16 protein-coding genes are annotated in these 19,038 nt (G+C 49.7%); 7 read left to right on the top strand and 9 right to left on the bottom strand.

Annotation, left to right across the window (positions count from 1 at the left end; translation table 11 throughout):
* Positions 1 to 12 precede the first annotated feature (12 nt).
* Positions 13 to 504 carry a DcrB-related protein gene (locus MUA00_RS16425; RefSeq protein WP_271124098.1) on the top strand — a complete coding sequence of 164 codons (492 nt, stop codon included), beginning with the start codon at positions 13 to 15 and terminating at the stop codon, positions 502 to 504.
* A gap of 71 nt (positions 505 to 575) precedes the next feature.
* Here MUA00_RS16425 and MUA00_RS16420 read toward each other — a convergent pair whose 3' ends face one another.
* On the bottom strand, positions 576 to 1,778 hold the full coding sequence (locus MUA00_RS16420) for a BaiN/RdsA family NAD(P)/FAD-dependent oxidoreductase (RefSeq protein WP_271124097.1): 1,203 nt from the start codon (positions 1,776 to 1,778) through the stop codon (positions 576 to 578).
* A gap of 229 nt (positions 1,779 to 2,007) precedes the next feature.
* Here MUA00_RS16420 and pitA point away from each other — a divergent pair, with 229 nt between their 5' ends.
* Positions 2,008 to 3,510, top strand: coding sequence for an inorganic phosphate transporter PitA (gene pitA / locus MUA00_RS16415; RefSeq protein ID WP_271124096.1), 1,503 nt, complete (start codon positions 2,008 to 2,010; stop codon positions 3,508 to 3,510).
* 217 nt (positions 3,511 to 3,727) lie between these two features.
* On the opposite strand, the gene uspB is transcribed toward pitA, so the two are convergent.
* Positions 3,728 to 4,063: a universal stress protein UspB gene (gene uspB / locus MUA00_RS16410; protein ID WP_121265025.1), complete on the bottom strand. Its 336-nt coding sequence runs from the start codon at positions 4,061 to 4,063 to the stop codon at positions 3,728 to 3,730.
* Positions 4,064 to 4,394: 331 nt separating this feature from the next.
* Here uspB and uspA point away from each other — a divergent pair, with 331 nt between their 5' ends.
* Positions 4,395 to 4,832 (top strand): universal stress protein UspA, encoded by a 438-nt coding sequence (gene uspA / locus MUA00_RS16405; protein ID WP_121265023.1) that lies wholly within the window; start codon positions 4,395 to 4,397, stop codon positions 4,830 to 4,832.
* A gap of 117 nt (positions 4,833 to 4,949) precedes the next feature.
* Here uspA and rsmJ read toward each other — a convergent pair whose 3' ends face one another.
* Together rsmJ and prlC are read right to left on the bottom strand one after the other, a co-directional pair.
* Complete coding sequence (rsmJ, locus tag MUA00_RS16400; protein WP_271124095.1) at positions 4,950 to 5,714, bottom strand: 16S rRNA (guanine(1516)-N(2))-methyltransferase RsmJ; 765 nt, start codon at positions 5,712 to 5,714, stop codon at positions 4,950 to 4,952.
* 8 nt (positions 5,715 to 5,722) lie between these two features.
* Positions 5,723 to 7,765 carry an oligopeptidase A gene (prlC, locus tag MUA00_RS16395; protein WP_271124094.1) on the bottom strand — a complete coding sequence of 681 codons (2,043 nt, stop codon included), beginning with the start codon at positions 7,763 to 7,765 and terminating at the stop codon, positions 5,723 to 5,725.
* Between the two features lie 169 nt (positions 7,766 to 7,934).
* Between prlC and MUA00_RS16390 the strand changes: the two genes are divergently transcribed.
* Entirely contained in the window at positions 7,935 to 8,777 is an 843-nt protein-coding gene (locus MUA00_RS16390; RefSeq protein ID WP_271124093.1) for a 23S rRNA (adenine(2030)-N(6))-methyltransferase RlmJ, read from the top strand.
* A 5-nt stretch (positions 8,778 to 8,782) separates the two neighbouring features.
* On the opposite strand, the gene MUA00_RS16385 is transcribed toward MUA00_RS16390, so the two are convergent.
* Positions 8,783 to 9,388: a bactofilin family protein gene (locus tag MUA00_RS16385; RefSeq protein WP_271124255.1), complete on the bottom strand. Its 606-nt coding sequence runs from the start codon at positions 9,386 to 9,388 to the stop codon at positions 8,783 to 8,785.
* 324 nt (positions 9,389 to 9,712) lie between these two features.
* Here MUA00_RS16385 and gorA point away from each other — a divergent pair, with 324 nt between their 5' ends.
* The 3 genes from gorA to MUA00_RS16370 all read left to right on the top strand — a co-directional run bounded on the left by gorA (position 9,713) and on the right by MUA00_RS16370 (position 12,748).
* Positions 9,713 to 11,065 carry a glutathione-disulfide reductase gene (gorA, locus tag MUA00_RS16380; protein WP_271124092.1) on the top strand — a complete coding sequence of 451 codons (1,353 nt, stop codon included), beginning with the start codon at positions 9,713 to 9,715 and terminating at the stop codon, positions 11,063 to 11,065.
* Positions 11,066 to 11,516: 451 nt separating this feature from the next.
* Positions 11,517 to 12,284 (top strand): winged helix-turn-helix domain-containing protein, encoded by a 768-nt coding sequence (locus MUA00_RS16375; protein WP_271124091.1) that lies wholly within the window; start codon positions 11,517 to 11,519, stop codon positions 12,282 to 12,284.
* Positions 12,281 to 12,748, top strand: coding sequence for a hypothetical protein (locus MUA00_RS16370; protein ID WP_271124090.1), 468 nt, complete (start codon positions 12,281 to 12,283; stop codon positions 12,746 to 12,748). Before MUA00_RS16375 ends, MUA00_RS16370 begins: the two co-directional genes overlap by 4 nt.
* Positions 12,749 to 12,835: 87 nt before the next feature.
* Here MUA00_RS16370 and MUA00_RS16365 read toward each other — a convergent pair whose 3' ends face one another.
* The 4 genes from MUA00_RS16365 to MUA00_RS16350 all read right to left on the bottom strand — a co-directional run bounded on the left by MUA00_RS16365 (position 12,836) and on the right by MUA00_RS16350 (position 18,969).
* Positions 12,836 to 13,204, bottom strand: coding sequence for a hypothetical protein (locus MUA00_RS16365; protein ID WP_271124089.1), 369 nt, complete (start codon positions 13,202 to 13,204; stop codon positions 12,836 to 12,838).
* A 281-nt stretch (positions 13,205 to 13,485) separates the two neighbouring features.
* Positions 13,486 to 14,763, bottom strand: coding sequence for an HlyD family type I secretion periplasmic adaptor subunit (locus MUA00_RS16360; RefSeq protein ID WP_271124088.1), 1,278 nt, complete (start codon positions 14,761 to 14,763; stop codon positions 13,486 to 13,488).
* Positions 14,756 to 17,020 carry a type I secretion system permease/ATPase gene (locus MUA00_RS16355; RefSeq protein WP_271124087.1) on the bottom strand — a complete coding sequence of 755 codons (2,265 nt, stop codon included), beginning with the start codon at positions 17,018 to 17,020 and terminating at the stop codon, positions 14,756 to 14,758. Before MUA00_RS16355 ends, MUA00_RS16360 begins: the two co-directional genes overlap by 8 nt.
* Before the next feature lie 23 nt (positions 17,021 to 17,043).
* Positions 17,044 to 18,969 carry a TolC family protein gene (locus tag MUA00_RS16350; protein WP_271124086.1) on the bottom strand — a complete coding sequence of 642 codons (1,926 nt, stop codon included), beginning with the start codon at positions 18,967 to 18,969 and terminating at the stop codon, positions 17,044 to 17,046.
* Positions 18,970 to 19,038: the final 69 nt, after the last annotated feature.

Raw genomic sequence — 19,038 nt, 5'->3', positions numbered from 1 at the left:
AGATATTTTATTATGAGCAAACAACCAGTGACATACCCCATTAATGAAGGCAGCTTTCTGACGATCACCCCACAGGAAGATCAGTCCATCAATATTCTTCGTTACAGGGACGAAGATAACAATCCGTATAACATTATGATTAACCGCGCCACGCTGGAAAAAGATCAGACCGTAGATGACTTTTGCGAAAAACAGTGGGAAAAAATGAAACGTTTTGTGCCGGGTTTTGAGGTGGAAGGAAAAAATCTCAAGCATGAAATTGGCCCGGCGAAATTACCGGTGCTGCAAACCGCCAATAAATTTCTCGAAGACGGCGGCTGGGTTAAACAAGTGTTGTCTATTATCACCCTGCCCTGGCACCCGCAGCTAAATCCCGACTCAAGAAAGCTGGTGGTCTTTACGTTAGCGGCGAATAATGATTTTACCGAAGCGCAGCGCAAACACTACGTGCGCATTATTAATAGCTTTGTACCGAAGGAAGCTTCGTTAAATATTGAGCCCTGACAGAGTATTTTTCCGTGAACAGGCCTCGGTTGAGGCCTGTTCACGGCTTTACGGTTTACGGGCACGCTTTATTATTTCTGGACACTATTCCCCAAAGCCTGCGCACAAGCCCAGGCGGAACTCCACGCCCACTGGAAGTTGTAGCCGCCCAGCCAACCGGTAACATCCATCACTTCGCCAATAAAGTAGAGACCCGGCACTTTTTTGGCCTCCATGGTGCGTGAACTTAACTCGTTCGTATCCACGCCGCCCAGCGTCACCTCCGCAGTACGGTAACCTTCGGTGCCGTTGGGTTGAACTCGCCAGTTTTGCAGCGTTTCAAGGAGCTCACTTTGCTGGCGGCCATTAAGCTGTTTAAGCGTGACATCGGGGATTTGTGCGAGCTGCTGTAAACATTCAACCAGGCGTTTTGGCAGAACCATAGCCAGCGTATTTTTCAGGCTTTGATTCGGATGCGCTGTACGCTGTTCGTTAATAAATACGTCCAGATCGGTGTCCGGAAGTAAGTTAACGCTAACAAACTCGCCCGGCTGCCAGTAGCTTGAAAGCTGCAGCACGGCGGGGCCAGAAAGGCCGCGGTGGGTAAAGAGCAGATTTTCACGGAAGCTAACGCCGTTTTCCGCAGTAATAACGGAAGGAACAGAAACGCCCGAAAGCACCTGAAGCTGTTCCAGCAACGGCTTATGCAGGGTAAAAGGCACAAGCCCCGCGCGCGTTGGCAGCACTTTCAAACCAAATTGTTCCGCAACCCTGTAGCCGAACGGCGTCGCGCCCAGCCCGGGCATAGACAAGCCGCCGGAGGCGATCACCAGTTTCCCCGTTTGAACGTCCTCGCCATTAAGCTTAAGAGTAAATCCTTCTTCGGTGCGCTCGATACCCAGCACCTCGCTACGCAGGCGCATTGCGACCTGGCCTTTCTCACATTCCGCAACCAGCATATCGACGATTTGCTGCGCCGAGTCGTCGCAGAACAACTGGCCGAGGGTTTTCTCATGCCAGGCAATACCGTGTTTACCGACCATGTCAATAAAATCCCACTGGGTATAGCGCGCCAGAGCAGATTTACAAAAATGCGGGTTTTGGCTCAGATACGCTGCGGGCTCGGTATAAAGGTTAGTAAAGTTGCAACGCCCCCCGCCAGACATGAGGATCTTGCGGCCAGGTTTTTTACCATTATCGATAAGTAACACGCGGCCGCCCGCCTGCCCGGCCATCGCCGCGCAAAACATTCCGGCTGCACCCGCACCAATAATAATGGCATCAAACTTTTCCACGACCGACTCCCGTCTATGCTTAAGGGTGGGAATTGTAAAGATCGAACGCTGGTCGCACCAGCTTAAAGCGCATTAACAATTGCAGGTGATTGAAAAACAAAATGTAAATCTTTTCCTTGTTTAAGGCCGACACGATAAGCATCAAGAAAAGTCTATATTTCACTTGGCGCATTAAGCCGTTGTCTTACATAATGCGCCGCGTTCATGTCCTCAAAATGGCGTAACGTCTATGCTACATTTGTTTGCCGGCCTCGATATGCATACGGGGCTTTTGTTATTACTTGCTCTGGCATTTGTTCTCTTCTACGAAGCGATCAACGGCTTCCATGACACTGCAAACGCAGTGGCAACCGTCATCTATACCCGCGCAATGCGATCGCAACTAGCGGTGGCAATGGCTGCGGTATTTAACTTCCTCGGCGTTCTGCTCGGCGGGTTGAGCGTGGCGTATGCGATTGTGCATATGTTGCCAACAGACCTGCTGTTGAACGTAGGGTCCGCACATGGCCTCGCCATGGTGTTCTCTATGTTACTGGCCGCTATTATCTGGAACCTCGGCACCTGGTATTTTGGTCTGCCGGCCTCCAGCTCCCATACGCTTATCGGTGCCATTATTGGTATCGGTTTGACCAACGCATTGATGACCGGTACTTCCGTGGTCGATGCGCTCAATATCCCGAAAGTCATTGGGATATTCATGTCGTTGATCCTCTCCCCAATCGTGGGTCTGGTGATTGCGGGCGGCCTTATCTTTTTGCTACGTCGCTACTGGAGCGGCACCAAGAAGCGTCGCCGTATCCACCTCACGCCGGCTGAGCGCGAGAAAAAAGACGGCAAGAAAAAACCGCCATTCTGGACGCGTATCGCCCTGATTCTTTCCGCCATCGGCGTGAGTTTCTCCCACGGCGCAAACGACGGTCAGAAAGGCATTGGCCTGATCATGCTGGTATTGATTGGCGTGGCGCCCGCGGGCTTTGTGGTCAATATGAATGCTTCTGGCTACGATATTGCCCGAACTCGCGATGCCATCACGCATCTTGAGCAATACTACGCGCAGCATGGCGATGCGATTAAACACGTGGTTGATCTCAACCCGGCGATCCCTACCCCGGAAGAAGTTCAGGGCCAGGATAAACCGGCAGAGTTTCACTGCGATGCAAGCCGCGCCATGGTTGCCGTACAGCGTGCCAAAGAGCTGCTGGGCAATATCGACAGCTACGATAAGCTGAGCGTGGAACAGCGCAGCCACATGCGTCGTCTGCTGCTGTGCATCTCCGATACCGCAGAGAAAGCGGCTGGTCTTCCGGAAACCACACCGGACGATAAACGCTTCTTAAAAGAGCTGAAAACCGACCTGCTGTATACCATCGAGTATGCGCCAATCTGGATTATCATGGCGGTCGCTCTGGCGCTCGGCATCGGTACGATGATTGGCTGGCGTCGTGTGGCGACCACCATTGGTGAGAAGATTGGCAAGAAAGGCATGACGTATGCGCAGGGTATGTCCGCGCAGATGACGGCCGCCGTTTCCATCGGTATTGCCAGCTACACCGGGATGCCGGTTTCCACGACCCACGTGCTCTCTTCCTCCGTTGCGGGGACGATGGTCGTTGATGGCGGCGGTCTGCAGCGTAAGACGGTAACAAATATCCTGATGGCCTGGGTCTTCACCCTGCCGGTCTCGATTTTGTTGTCGGGCACGCTGTACTGGATTTCACTGCACTTTATCTAATGTTGTGATGGCTGTATGTCGGGTGGCGGCTGACGCCTTACCCGACCTACGAATAAGGGTTTGATGTCGGGTGGCGCTAACGCTTACCCGACCTACAAAATTGCTAATATCGTAGGGTGGATAAGCGAAAGCGCCATCCACCGCAAAACCTCTACAATAGATAAAACAAAAGCGGGTCAGTTTACTGGCCCGCTTTTTTATGTATCGCTTTTAAACCCTAGTGCCAAATCATCAATCCGATAAGACTGATGACCACTAATCCGCACAGAGCGCTGGTCAGCATAAACTGACGGCGAAGCCTCTCACAGCGGCGGATAAACTCATCGTCGTGGTGATCCAGATAGCGCTGGGCGTAAATGTAGCGCACCAGGCGAATCTGTTTGCTGGGTTGACCATGTGCCGTGAAAAACCCACCGCCGTCGACATACTGATACAACAGCGGATCGCATCCACGAAGCACCACTAACAAAGCACGTAATGACGAGTAGTAACGCGCCATATTCACCAGACAGACTACACATAGCGCCCAAAATAGAGCAACGGTGCTGATCATGTTCCCCTCCCGGCGTAGCCACAGAGCATCGCTCCAGGACAACCGCTCACCCCGAAAACTTCAACAGAAAGTTCAGCAATCAGAAAAGCCACCGGTTTACACAAGCTTTCCGGAACGGCTTATTTAATAGTGTAGGAGATCCGTTAATTTTTTCGCCACTACGTTAATCATTATCAATGCAGCGGCCATCATTTTTGGCTTGAATGTTTAAAAGGGTGGCGCATTGACGGTTTTTATCATTCGGGATAGGGTAGAAATATCATCTACAATATGAAGTCCTTACGCTGGAATCCGAATACGCACGGGATCATCTTATGGAAGGAGTAACATTATGGCTTACAAACACATTCTGATCGCGGTAGATCTCTCTCCGGAGAGCAAGGTGCTGGTGGAAAAAGCAGTTTCAATGGCCCGCCCTTACAACGCGAAGGTTTCCCTGATTCATGTCGATGTAAATTACTCCGATCTCTACACCGGCTTGATTGACGTTAACCTGGGGGATATGCAAAAGCGCATCTCTGAAGAGACTCACCATGCGCTGAGCGAACTCTCTACCGGCGCCGGTTATCCGATTACCGAAACCTTAAGCGGCAGCGGCGATCTGGGCCAGGTTCTGGTAGACGCCATTAAAAAATACGATATGGATTTGGTGGTTTGCGGACACCACCAGGATTTCTGGAGCAAACTGATGTCTTCTGCACGCCAGCTAATCAACACCGTTCATATCGATATGCTGATTGTGCCGCTGCGCGATGAAGACGAAGATTAAGCTTAATTTTGTTCGGTAAATCGTAGGGTGGATAAGCGATAACGCTATCCACCTGACAATGCCGGCCCTTCTAAAATAGCGGCGGATGACGCAAGCTTATCCGCCCTACAGATTTCTTTACTCCAGCGTTGTGTCTGCCGTCCCGGAATAAATATCAAAACGGTGGCCTTTGGTCACAACGGCATTATGGGTTTCCACGCCGCCAAGCGGGGGGGCGTAATCCGGACGCTTCACTACAACTCGTTTTGTTGCAAGGCGACGGGCGGGTTCGAGCAGTCCGTCCGCGTCCTCATCCGGCCCCACCAGCGACTGAAATACTCGCATCTCTTTTTTCACCAGCGCGCTTTTCTGCTTATGCGGGAACATCGGGTCGAGATAAACCACTTCCGGGCGCGGTGTGATATCGCTTAGCGCGGTAAGGCTTGAAGCGTGAATAAGCTGTAAGCGCTCCTGCAACCAGCCGCCGATTTCCACATCCTGATAGCCACGGCGCAGGCCGTCATCAAGCAGTGCGGCGACTACCGGGTTACGCTCTAACATCCGCACCCGGCAGCCAACAGACGCCAGCACGAAAGCATCGCGCCCAAGCCCTGCCGTCGCATCTACTACGTTTGGCAGATAGCCGCTTTTGATCCCCACGGCTTTTGCTACCGCTTCACCTCGCCCGCCGCCGAATTTACGGCGATGCGCCATCGCACCTGAGACAAAATCGACAAAAATGCCGCCAAGTTTTGGCTCATCGCGTTTGCGTAGTTCCAGATGTTCAGGGGTTAGCACCAGCGCCATCAGCGCATCTTCGTCATGCGTAAGCCCCCAGCGTGCGCTCAAAAGAGATAAGGCGCCGGAATCGGCGCCTGTTTCAGTTAATAAACAGATTTTCACGAAATAGTTCAGCCCTTAATGCCGTAATGGGCAAGCATGGCATCCAGTTGTGGCTCGCGTCCACGGAAGCGTTTGAACAATTCCATAGGCTCTTCAGAACCGCCACGGGTCAGGATGTTATCCAGGAAGGACTGCCCGGTTTCGCGGTTAAAGATCCCTTCTTCTTCGAAGCGGGAATAGGCATCCGCCGCCAGCACGTCTGCCCATAGATAGCTGTAGTAACCCGCCGCGTAACCGCCTGCAAAAATATGGCTGAAAGCGTGTGGGAAACGCCCCCACTTAGGTCCTGGCACCACGGCGACCTGTTTTTTAATTTCCGCCAGAGTTTCGAGCACCTTCGCGCCCTGCTCAGGGTTAAACTCCGCATGCAGACGGAAGTCGAACAGGCCGAACTCTAACTGACGCAGAATAAATAGCGCCGCCTGATAATTCTTCGCCGCCAGCATTTTATCCAGCAGCTCTTTTGGCAGCGGTTCGCCGGTTTCGAAGTGGCCGGAGATAAACGCCAGCGCGTCCGGCTCCCAGCACCAGTTTTCCATGAACTGGCTTGGCAGCTCGACAGCATCCCACGGCACGCCGTTAATGCCGGAAACGCCCGCCGTTTCAACCTGCGTCAGCATATGGTGCAGGCCGTGGCCGAACTCATGGAACAGGGTGATCACTTCGTCATGGGTAAACAGCGCAGGTTTGCCATTCACCGGACGGTTAAAGTTACAGGTCAGGTAAGCGACAGGCTTTTGCAGCGTGCCGTCCGCTTTACGCATCTGGCCGACGCAGTCGTCCATCCACGCTCCGCCGCGTTTATTTTCACGGGCATACAGGTCGAGGTAGAAGCTGCCGCGCAGGGAGCCTTTTTCGTCATATAGATCAAAGAAACGCACGTCCTGATGCCAGACGTCGATATCTTTTCGCTCTTTGGCGGTGATGCCGTAAATACGTTTCACCACTTCGAACAGGCCCGCCACGACACGGTTTTCCGGGAAGTAAGGACGCAGTTGCTCGTCGCTGATGCTGTACAGGTGCTGTTTTTGCTTCTCGCTGTAGTAAGTGAGGTCCCACGGTTCCAGCTCATCAACGCCGAATTCTTTCTTCGCAAACGCACGCAGTTGCGCCAGTTCGGCTTCCCCTTGCGGACGCGCACGTTTCGCAAGGTCGGTCAGGAACTCCAGCACCTGCTGCGGGTTTTCCGCCATTTTGGTCGCCAGCGATTTTTCCGCGTAGTTGCCAAAGCCCAGCAGTTCTGCCAGCTCGTGGCGCAGCGCCAGAATTTCTTCCATTACCGGCGTGTTGTCCCACTTGCCCGCATTTGGCCCCTGATCGGAAGCGCGAGTTGAATAAGCGCGGTACATCTCTTCACGCAGTTCGCGGTTGTCACAGTAAGTGAGCACTGGCAAATAGCTTGGGATATCCAGCGTCAGCAGCCAGCCCTGTTGCTCTTTTGCTTCTGCCTGGGCGCGCGCCGCCGCCAGCGCGCTTTCCGGCATGCCAGAAAGTTGCGCTTCGTCGGTGATAAGCTTCGTCCAGCCCATGGTCGCGTCGAGCACGTTGTTGCTATAGGTGGAACCCAGCTCGGACAGGCGCGCGGCGATTTCGCCATAACGCTTTTGTTTCTCTTTCGGCAGGCCGATACCGGAAAGCTCGAAATCACGCAGCGCGTTATCAACGGCTTTTTTCTCCGCAACGCTCAGATCCGCGTAGTAAGCGCCGTCGCGCAAATCACGATATGCCTGATATAAACCTTCGTGCTGACCAACCCATGTGCTGTATTCAGAAAGCAGCGGCAACGTTTGTTCGTAAGCTTCGCGCAGTTCCGGGCTGTTCTGCACGGAATTGAGATGGCTTACCGGCGAAAAGATACGGCCCAGGCGATCGTCCACTTCCGCCAGCGGCTGGCAGAGATTCTCCCAACGGTAAGGCGCGCCCTGCGCCACAACGCTTTCTACTTTCTCGCGGCAATCATCCAACGCTTTTTGTACGGCCGGGACAACGTGTTCAGGAAGCAGACTGGAAAAAGGAGGCAGATCGAAAGGGGTCAACAATGGATTGGTCATATGCGCGATTCCTGGTATCCGATAAGTTGAGCGCTCCGCTAGCGCTACAAAGGCAATCTAACTAACATGAGGCTTAGTGTAGTTAATTTCAATGCCAGGCGATAAGCATAAGGCTGTATACTGTGCAGATTACGTAGTCCTTCTTAGTCTTTTGGAAACCCTGCAAGCCATGCTCAGTTATCGCCACAGCTTTCACGCCGGCAATCACGCCGACGTACTGAAACACACCGTTCAAAGCCTGATCCTTGAATCCTTAAAAGAGAAAGAGAAACCGTTCCTCTATCTCGATACTCACGCAGGCGCAGGCCGATACAAACTGAGCGGCGAACACGCCGAACGCACCGGTGAATATCTCGAAGGCATCGCCCGCATCTGGCAGCAGGACGATTTGCCGGAAGAGCTGGAGCCGTACATCAGCGCCGTTAAAGCATTCAACCAAAGCGGCCAGTTGCGCTACTACCCGGGTTCGCCGCTGATTGCGCGCCATCTGCTACGCGAGCAAGACAGCCTGCAACTCACCGAGCTGCACCCTTCTGATTTTCCGCTGTTGCGCTCTGAGTTCCAGAAAGACAATCGTGCCCGCGTTGAACGCGCCGACGGCTATATGCAGTTAAAATCCAAACTGCCGCCGGCGTCCCGTCGTGGCCTGATTCTTATCGATCCGCCGTATGAGATTAAAACCGACTACCAGGACGTGGTGAAAGGCATTAGCGAAGGTTACAAACGTTTCGCCACCGGCACCTATGCGCTGTGGTATCCGGTTGTGCTGCGCCAGCAAATTAAACGCATGATTCGTGAGCTGGAAGAAACCGGCATTCGTCGCATCCTGCAAATTGAACTCGCGGTGCGTCCGGATAGCGATCAGCGCGGCATGACGGCTTCGGGCATGATAGTCATCAACCCACCGTGGAAGCTTGAGCAGCAAATGGCAAACGTGCTGCCATGGCTGCACAAAACGCTGGTCCCGGCAGGCACCGGTTCAACGACACTGAGTTGGATCGTGCCAGAATAAATCCGCTATTCGCCCTGAACCAGCGCGATAACCGTGGCGTCTTCTACGGCCATATCCTGCTGGTTCTTCTTCATTTTAAAAATGTGCTCTGGTTCCTTTTCTCTCTGCGCCTCGGGCAGGCGTTCTGAGTGCCCGATAAAACATCCGCCGGGGCGAATCGAGAAGGCAGCGCTGCGGCTCAAGCCATTCATTTCGCCGTGTTCGAGGATTTCTATTTTCTCGCCGATACAGGTTCCCTGAACATTTCCGTTAATAATAATATTGGGCGCGGTAAATTCGCCTTCAATAAATCCATCGCGCATCACGTGCAATATGCCATTCGTAAGGTTGATATTGCCGAGGATTTTCCCATAAACGTGAATATCGCCTTCGAGATTAATGTTGCCGGTAAAAAGAGTGCCCTGCGCCACGACCGTACAACGACGGGCAGATTGGGGAGCGACATGCTTATCGCTTTCTGCCGCCGGGGCTGAGTGTTCTGTTAAGGCGTTAGTAGACATATTATTTCCAACGAGCTCCTGATTTTTCTTTTTAAACATATTCTTTCCTTGTTTGATTTTTATCTGGCGAAGTAAGACGACAGGAAATAGCGATACGACGGTAATAAGCATCACCGCTGACCAATGGAATACGTAACAGGCAAGCGTAATAGCCCAGATCAGCCAGACACCCCATAAGAGAGTATCTTTTTTGGTTTGGTGATCATTCATAGGTGATACGGAAATAAGGCTTCCCCTTCCTTTGCTGCCGCTAAACGTCCTGAATGAGCAGTTTATATACAACCGCAATATAATCGCTATCTCTCAGGGCCTAATTTGAGATATTTCCTCGAAATAGTCTCGCCCTATCACAGCCATAGAAGCACCCTTTGCGGCTTTGTGAGCTAACGCGTTACAATCCTGGCAATTATTTTTCTCACTCATGGAAACCTGCAGATGACCAAACATTATGACTACCTCGCCATTGGCGGCGGCAGCGGCGGTATCGCCTCTATCAACCGTGCGGCAATGTATGGGAAAAAATGCGCATTGATTGAGGCAAAAGATTTGGGCGGTACCTGCGTGAACGTAGGCTGCGTTCCGAAGAAGGTCATGTGGCACGCGGCGCAAATCGCCGAAGCCATTCATAACTACGGTCCTGATTACGGGTTTGATACCACGGTGAATAACTTCGACTGGGATAAATTGATTGCCAGCCGTACCGCGTACATCGACCGTATCCATACCTCTTATGACAACGTGCTGGGCAAAAACAACGTCGACGTGATCCGCGGTTTTGCCAAATTTGTTGATGCGCACACTGTGGAAGTGAATGGCGAAACCATTACCGCTGACCATATTCTTATCGCCACCGGCGGCCGTCCAGGCCATCCGAACATTCCAGGCGTGGAGCACGGCATTGATTCCGACGGCTTCTTCGCGCTGCCAGCGCTGCCAAAACGCGTTGCCGTGGTTGGCGCGGGTTATATCGCCGTGGAAATCGCAGGCGTGGTCAACGCGCTGGGTTCTGAAACCCACCTGTTCGTGCGTAAACACGCGCCGCTGCGTACTTTCGACCCGTTGATCGTTGAAACGTTACTGGAAGTTATTGACACCGAAGGGCCTACGCTGCACACCCAGGCGGTGCCAAAAGCACTTGAAAAAAATACCGATGGCAGCCTGACTCTGCATCTGGAAGATGGCCGTTCAGAAACGGTAGATTGCCTGATCTGGGCGATTGGCCGCGAACCTGCGACGGATAATTTAAACCTTGCTGTTACAGGCGTGAAAACCAACGCCAAAGGTTACATTGAAGTCGATAAATTCCAGAATACCAACGTATCCGGTATTTACGCCGTGGGCGATAACACCGGGGCGGTGGAACTGACGCCTGTCGCCGTTGCTGCGGGCCGCCGTCTGTCCGAGCGCTTGTTTAACAATAAGCCGGACGAGCATCTGGACTTCAGCAATATCCCAACCGTGGTATTCAGCCACCCACCAATCGGCACCGTGGGCTTAACTGAACCCCAGGCGCGCGAGCAGTACGGCGACGCCAACGTGAAGGCCTATAAATCTTCCTTCACGGCGATGTACACCGCTGTAACCTCTCACCGTCAGCCATGCCGCATGAAGCTGGTATGTGCGGGTGACGATGAGAAGATCGTCGGCATCCACGGCATCGGCTATGGTATGGATGAAATGCTGCAAGGCTTTGCGGTAGCGCTGAAAATGGGCGCAACCAAGAAAGATTTCGACAACACCGTCGCGATTCACCCGACCGGCGCAGAAGAGTTCGTGACTATGCGCTGATTGCGTATTTAGCCTCTGTTCTCTATAACTTCAATTGCGAAGAGAGTCCATCGTCAGGGTGGCGATGGATTCTCCCCATAAATATTATTGCAGAGGAAACATCGTGCTTCGGTGGGAGAAACACAAACGTTTAAATCTGTGAACTGAAAAACAGTCGTGTCCGGTGCAAACGCGGTTAAATTAGAGAGCAATATATCGTTAAGCTCGTTTTTCCGTTACCCTTAAATTATCTGTGCATTGCAAAAGTCAGGTTTTATATCTCTTACAGGTTGCCGCCATATTATCTCTGTTTTTGTCAGGCCTGCCCGTGCATCAAAATAAATTTAACAGACATACGCCGCAAAAATGGCGTTAAACACTTTACATTAATTGTGGTAATGTTTATCTGCGCTAAAAGAAATCTACAGAACCTTTTAATCTAAACGCTAAAAATTAGAGTCGCGAAGGATCTATGTATCTGATAAATAAAAATATTGAGTTCTGCCCCGAACTATATCAACTGGTAAATAGAGAAAATGGAGGACAACCCATCTCATTACCGGTATCAGCCGGCCGGTGCCTGTTAGCGTTGCTGGCGAATAGAAGACTTGTCACGCAACAAGAATTATTTGAATTCGCGTGGGGAGAGCAACACAGCGAGATCACGCCTAATAATCTCTACCAAAATATAAGTATATTGCGCAAGACGCTAAAAATCATGGATGGCAACGCAGGTAACTGGATTAACACCGTCCCTAAAAAAGGTTTTATTTTTAATTTAAACATCGCTGTGGAAGAAATAATTTCCGACAATATTCAGGCGGATGAAACCACGGAAGAGATTTCTATCGCAGAGAGCACCATTAAAAATAAACCACTTTTGTTAAAGCCAATAATAAATAATAAACATAAATTTATATCCCTTAGTTATGTTATTCTGGCCGCCATAATTTTTCTCGTTGTAATTAATTTACCGCCTAAAAAGCAAGTCTCTGAGTCATTTGTTTTTTACAAAAAAATTGGCGCCTGCCTGGTTTATATTAATGATGATATGCAAGAAAAAGACATTCATGAAAAGGTACTTGAGCAGTTAAACCCTAACTGTTCTAAATTCCCACACATCTATATTACTGCTTATAGTATAATGCATTCGGCAACAATATTAGCATGCAATAAACCAATAAATGGTGACAAACCACATTGCGTTTCTTTATTGTTAAGAGGAGTGAGGGCGTCATGAAAAAACTCTATTTCGCTACGACATTAGTGATAATTTGCTTTTTTGTGGCATTTTTTATGTATCGCACACATCAGGCACGTTTTTTTTCTTGTACGGCTCACTTCCAGGCAAACAATAGTGATACATATTTAAGGGCAATGCTCCGTTTTACGTTTACGGGAAAAGAAGGAACAGCATCGTTAAGAGGAGAGGTAAAAGATGAGCAAAATAAAAAACTCACCCTTAATCGACTGTTATTTTTTTCGTTCACCGAAAAAAATAACAATTACAAAATGTCTTCCGTAAACGTTTCCAAAGAAAACAACGACAGGGTGGATGATGCCGTTCTGCAAAAGCTTATATATGTTTTCTATCTCGAAAAAAACAAATCTGTTCAATACAATATTATAAAGCAAAAAAATGGCGATTATGTTATTTACAACGGCAGTCTTCCTTTAGCTTATTGTCATAACAACGAGCGCTGAGAATAAACACCTCACACATTAATTCAATTTTTTTCAGCAGGTTACCTTAAAACCACCTTTAGGAGGTGGTTTTTACCTGGGCGAAAATTAGGGCTGGCCGTCGCTATGAGAAGAGTCAAACACTGGGCGGGAATAAAACAGATAAGCAAGCCCCACGGGAGCAATAAGGAATGAAAAGAACCAGCACAAGCACATCGTTATTAGTTTCACAACAATAAACACCAACACCGGGAAGTATAATTTATTATCGGCAACGACATAGCTGATTATCTTTTCATAGAAGAATCTTGAATAGGGGTAAAGCAACACTGATATCCCTGAAAAAGCCATCATGTATCCTGTAACCTCAGAGCCTGTACTCACTTTAAATAGCAGCCATATTGCGGCAATTACAATCGCAACTATTACCTTATTAAGATAATAACCTTCTGGCAGTCCACGCTCTTTTTTAACCATAATCTACGCCTTTATTATCTGTCCATGAAATTTAAGTGATATAGCATAATATCAGGTCTGCAATTATATTCACACGTTTTGAGATGTTTTAGGAAATTTCAGCACGCATAATAAAAAAATGGCTACTCTGAACAACGGCTGTTCAAAATAGCCAAAGGGAAATTAATATTTCATGTTTATTCTACAATCTAATACAAACAACTTTGGAGAATTAATCATTCTCACCGTTAGATATTTTATCACTATTCTGGGGTGGTTAATATCTTAATTATAATCAAATTTTACTTTTCTCTAAAGGCTTCCTGAACGCGCAGTAAAGGGCGCAAAAGGTACTGAAGGAGGCTCTTCTCACCGGTTCTGATATCAACTGTCGCCGTCATACCCGGAATAACACGCAATTCCCGGCTACCTTTTTTAACCAGCGTATTACTTTCGGTTAGCACCATCACACGATAATACGTTTCTTCTCCTCCTGCTGCTTTTTTAGGTGCTTTCGCATCCTCATCCTTTAATGCGCCCGGGCTAATATGTTGTACTTTTCCGCTCAGCCCACCATATATTGAGTAATCATAAGCAGAGAGTTTAACCACGGCTTCTTGCCCAGGAGCCAAAAATGCCACATCCGAGGGTTTTATTTTTGTCTCAACAAGCAACTGATCGTCCAGCGGCGTAACTTCCATAATTTCCGCACCCGGCTGGATAACGCCCCCGATGGTGTTGATTCTTATGTTGTTAACAATGCCCCGCACCGGTGAGCGCAGCTCCGTCCTTACAAGCGTATCCTGCCTGCCCTGTGCCGTTTCCTGGAGGCTCGACATTTCAACTTCTACCTTCGAAAGCTCATCGTTGGCCTCGCTACGATAGCGGTTTCGACGCTCAACAATTTGCGATTCAGTATCGTTAGCCTGCCGCTCGAGTTTCAGGACTTCCGTTTTTGAGAGCAAAGACTGGGCCGCCAGCGCTTTCGCCATGGCAAGTTCCTTTAGAATCAGTTGCTTTGTGCGCACGAAGCCTGCAACTGATTCATCCAGCGCCCTTTTACGAAGTTTATAAGCGTCCATTTCCCTTTGCAGGAGTTCAGGTTCGGCCTTAACTTCATCCGGAAAGTCGGGCGTTTTACCCGTCGCCTCTGCGGACAAGCGTGCAGCCTGCGCTTTCAACGCTAACAGTCGATTAGCACTTTCCCTGAACGATGCCTGCGCGCGCGTGGGATCGATACGAGCCAAAATCTGCCCTTTCTCTACGGTATCCCCTTCATGCACAAGAAGCGCATCCAGTATGCCCCCTTCCAGGCTTTGCAGAACCTGTTCGCGGGAGCTGGGGATAATTTTGGCCGAACCTGTTGTTACCTCTTCAATATTGAAGAAAGCAGACCAAAGCAGTGTGCCAAGCATTAACGCCACGCTGATAAGGCTTATCGCTAACCATCCTTCCCAGCGATCCTGTTTTGCCGCCCGGACAATGTCACTGGCGGTATGCGCACCAAACTGATATCCCATATCCGTACGGGCAATCCCCGCATCCTCATTTTTTTTATTACGACGCAATAAATTAAGCATGCTCCACCTCATCAGACTTCATTTGAACTGCAGCCGGACGTGCGGAAGATCGGATCACAGATGCCGAGGGGATTTTGCCGTCATTCAAGCTGGCGATAATGTCATTTTTAGGGCCGTCAGCAACCTTCAGGCCTTCATCCATCACAATGACACGATCGACATATTTCAGCACCGCTGGTCGGTGCGTAACGATAATGACCGTTCTGCCTTTTAGCGCAGGAAGTAATGCCTGAAGCACCATACGCTCAGAACCCATATCCATACCCGAGGTCGGTTCATCAAGAAGAAGCACATCCGGATTTGTTAACAATGCGCGAGCGAGGGCTATCGCCTGTTTTTGCCCGCCGGATAACGTTTCACCTCGTTCACCCACCGGCATACCAAACCCCTGTGGATGACGAGCAGCAATCTCATTAACACCCGTTATTTTGGCGACATGCATGAACTCTTCATCGCTAGCATAGGGCGCGCCCATCAGGATATTGTCCCGCAGCGTGCCGAACATCATGCGAGGCTCCTGACTCACTAAAGCAATACGTGAACGTAACTCACCCGTTTCAATCTGGCGGATATCAACACCGCTGACCGTTACTGTACCGCCCGTTGGCTGGTAGAGACCGATAAGTAAACGTAACAGAGATGATTTACCGCTGCCCATTTTTCCCAGAATGGCAACGCGTTCACCGTAACGAAAACGCAAATCGAGATGTTCAATAACCGCAGGCAGATCCGGCTTATAGGTGAAGCTTAAATCATCGCAAACAATGTCCGTCTGGCTGCACTGAGGCAACTGGACATACACTTTTTTCTGATCCTTTTCCGTTGGCGTCTGCATCAGCTTATTCAGTATGCCAAGCGAAGTTTTAGCCTGCTGAATACGCAAACCCAGCGCGGCCAGCGTGCCGACAGGTGCGACAGCACGTCCCATTAACGTCATCGTGGCAATGATGCCGCCCATAGAAATCGTGCCGTCGCCAACCAGATAGGCGCCCCAGAGCAATAAAATCACGGTACTGAACTGCTGGGTGGTCTGAATCATGCTTGACCCCATCGTGGCCAGGAAACGCGATTTCATTGATATCTCAGACAACTTGACGCTGGCGGTGTCATGCTTGCTGGAGACCAGATTTTCCGCCCGTAGGGCCTTGATGGTTTCCAGGTTATCGAGCGTTTCGATCACTAATCCATAACGGTTGCTGCCAATTTTCATCGACTCTTCAGCATGTTTTTTCAGCGGGATCTGCATCAACAGAACCATGCCGACGATGAAGAATAAAGACAGCAGAACGCACCACACCAGCGGGCCGGCAACCATGTAAATCACCGACAGGAATAAAACAACAAAAGGTAAATCAGCGATGGTTGTCAGCACTGCGGAGGTGGTCAGATCCCTCACCGTTTCAAAGCTTTGCATAACGTTGCCAAACGCACCGCTCGACTGCGCCCGGTTTTCCATCTTTCCGTGCAGGACATGGCGGAAGATTTGCGCCCCGAGGACCAGATCGATTTTCTTACCTGCCCGATCCGTTATCCAGGCGCGAGCCAGACGAGCCATTAGCTCAAACAGCAGCGCAAGAGAAACCCCTACGGCCATAGTCCACAACGTGACATATGTCTGGTTTGGCAGGACGCGGTTATAAACAGTCATTGTAAAAATAGACATGCCCAGCGCCAGAACATTAATAATCACAGACAGCGCCACGGCTTCAAAAATATAACGTTTAAAGCTCCAGATGGTATGCCAGAACCAGTGTCGGTCAGTGGTCTTAATTAAATCATCGGTACGGCTGTCTACCTGTGACTTCGGACGAAGTAATAACATCTCCCCCGGATAGCTGGCGGAGAAGTTTTCACGACAGATTTCAACAGCGCCGCTTCCCAGTTCAGGAATAATAACCCGGCACGTTTTTTCGTCGTAATGTGTTAATACAACAAACCCCGTTTCCAGCCGCACAATAGCAGGCAGCAGGAAAGACTTCATATTCGTCAGAGGAATAGACTGCCAGACGGCAACTACCCCGCGGCGCTGTAATGCAGCGACCGCCCATTCATTTTGTTTCTGCGGTTCTTTCTCATCCGGACAAGCGGGCATATCGCTGGTAATTTCGGTGGCCGTCAGACGGACATCAAATATACGTAATGCGCTTTGCATGGCAGGAACCAGAGAATTGTCTTTTGTGAAATGCTCTGACGTTGCTTTATTTTTAATTGACTCTTCCAGGGAAAAATCAGGATGTTGCGTTTCTAAAATTGTCATAATTTTCTCTTCCCTGCTGGGGACTACCACGGCCATTCACGCAGTATTTGTTGTGAGGCAGACCCTTTTCCGGTTTCAGCAACGTTTGAACGCTTCTGCCCGGACTCCTTAATACTCTGAGCGGGTGAAATCACTTTTTCCGGCGAAACATTTAGCGGAGCCGCAGGAATCACGGAAGGCGTTAATTTCACGATACTGTTATTTTCAGGCGCTACGGCTGGCGCTGGAATATTTATCGCAACCGTTGGTTTTTCTGCGACAGTATTTGCCGTATGCACCGGAATAACCGTTGGTTTAACGTCGCTGATAAGGCGTTGTTCAGGCTTCACCTCTTGTGCAGAACTGAAGAGTACCTTTGGCTTGTGTTCAATAATATATCCTGCCGTGCTCACCGGTATAACAGGCGGCTTAATTTCATTCACAGTTTGCTGTTTGTTAGCTAGCACAGGCGTTGTCATCACAGAAGCCGCTGATGGTTTATCCGCTGGCGTACTGCCAGTCTTCGCCTGGTCAACCGCGCGTTTAAATTCATCAATACCCAGGCGCTCGGAGGTGACCGCAGACGCGGTATTAATAGCGTTAAATGTTTGGTTATTTGTTTTGCTGGCGATGGAAATACTCGCTTTCTCCGTCGCAGACAAGGCTGGTCCCGGAAGTGATTTAACTTTTTTCGCCAGATCGCTCATTTTTCCGAGGGAGGAAACAATTTGCCATTGTGCAGCGCTGTACTGGACTTTTTGTTCTTCATAGCTGGCCAGGCCTGAATAATAATCTGTCACAAACGAAATAAGATCCGTTAAAGGACGCTGACCCGCAAAAAATTGTATTTGCCCGTTATCCCAGGTTTTCTTTGCTGACGCGGTCTGTTGCTCAAGAGCACGAATTTGCTTTTCGCGTAATGGCAGAGAAATCCACTGCTGAGCGAGCTGCTGCCTGAGCATACGCATCGTGGCATCAAACTCTTGTTCAGCGGCAGAAAGGCGTCGGGTTTCCCCTTTTAACGCCGACGAACCCGCCCCGCCATCCCACAGACTCATGTCACTGCTGAGTTGCAGGGTTGCCGCCTTAAAGGGTTCCATTTCACCGTTCACACGCGGGCTATCCATCTTCAACTGGACGCTCCATTGAGGGCGATTCCATTTCGAGGCAAGCTTTACGGATGCAAGCGCCTCATCGCGTTTATGGCGTGCAACAACCAAAGAGGGATTCGTTTGCAGCGAGCTTTCGGCCACGGCCAGGCTGGCAGGCAGTAGGCCGCTTTTTTTTAATTCAGGCAGGCCATTCACCAGCGCAATATCTTTATTTAATAATTGAGAGAGCTGTGTCAGTGCCTGCTGCTGATTGGTATAAGACATTTCACGACTGGCGACAATAGCGCTTAAACGGGTAGATACTTGATTAATTTCTGACGCTCGCCCTGAGTCGATGATGGCGATATTTTTTACTCGCTGTAAAAGATCGTTTAATGCAGCGATTTCTTTATCCAGTACCGCCACAACTTTGGCATTTGTCAGCGCTGCTGTATATAACGATAAAACTTGTTGGTTAATCGTTTCACGCACCACCATAATTTGAGCGCGCTGTATATTATATGTTGCTTCCCTTCCTTCAACGACCGCATCGGTACGACCATGATCGTACAAAACTTTACTGATACTAAGGTGTGGTGAGAGTGGGTTATTTTCGGCACCCGGTTGCCCGGAATACCCGGAAGCGCTGATCCCTGCGCTCATCTGTAAATTAGTAGCCGCTTTGGCTTGTTCGATATCAAAATAAGCTGCATTACTTGAAGACAGTGCCGATTGAATCGAAGGATGTGACTCCGTCAATCGAATTAACTCAATAAAATCATCTGCATTAGCCGTCGAATAAGGTATGACGATCATCAGGCTGCAAGCGAAGCCAGCCCCCCTAATAAATAGGGTTCCGTTTGATAAAAACCGTTTCATAACTTCCCTTAAAACTGAACTTAATAAAATAAAAAATAAAAAAAATAAAAACTCATCGGGCGGTGGCCG

The organism is Dryocola boscaweniae, from assembly GCF_025215095.1.
Classification (GTDB): domain Bacteria; phylum Pseudomonadota; class Gammaproteobacteria; order Enterobacterales; family Enterobacteriaceae; genus Dryocola; species Dryocola boscaweniae.
Note: the sequence above shows the minus strand (reverse complement) of the source record. Positions and strands in the feature narration are given on the sequence as shown.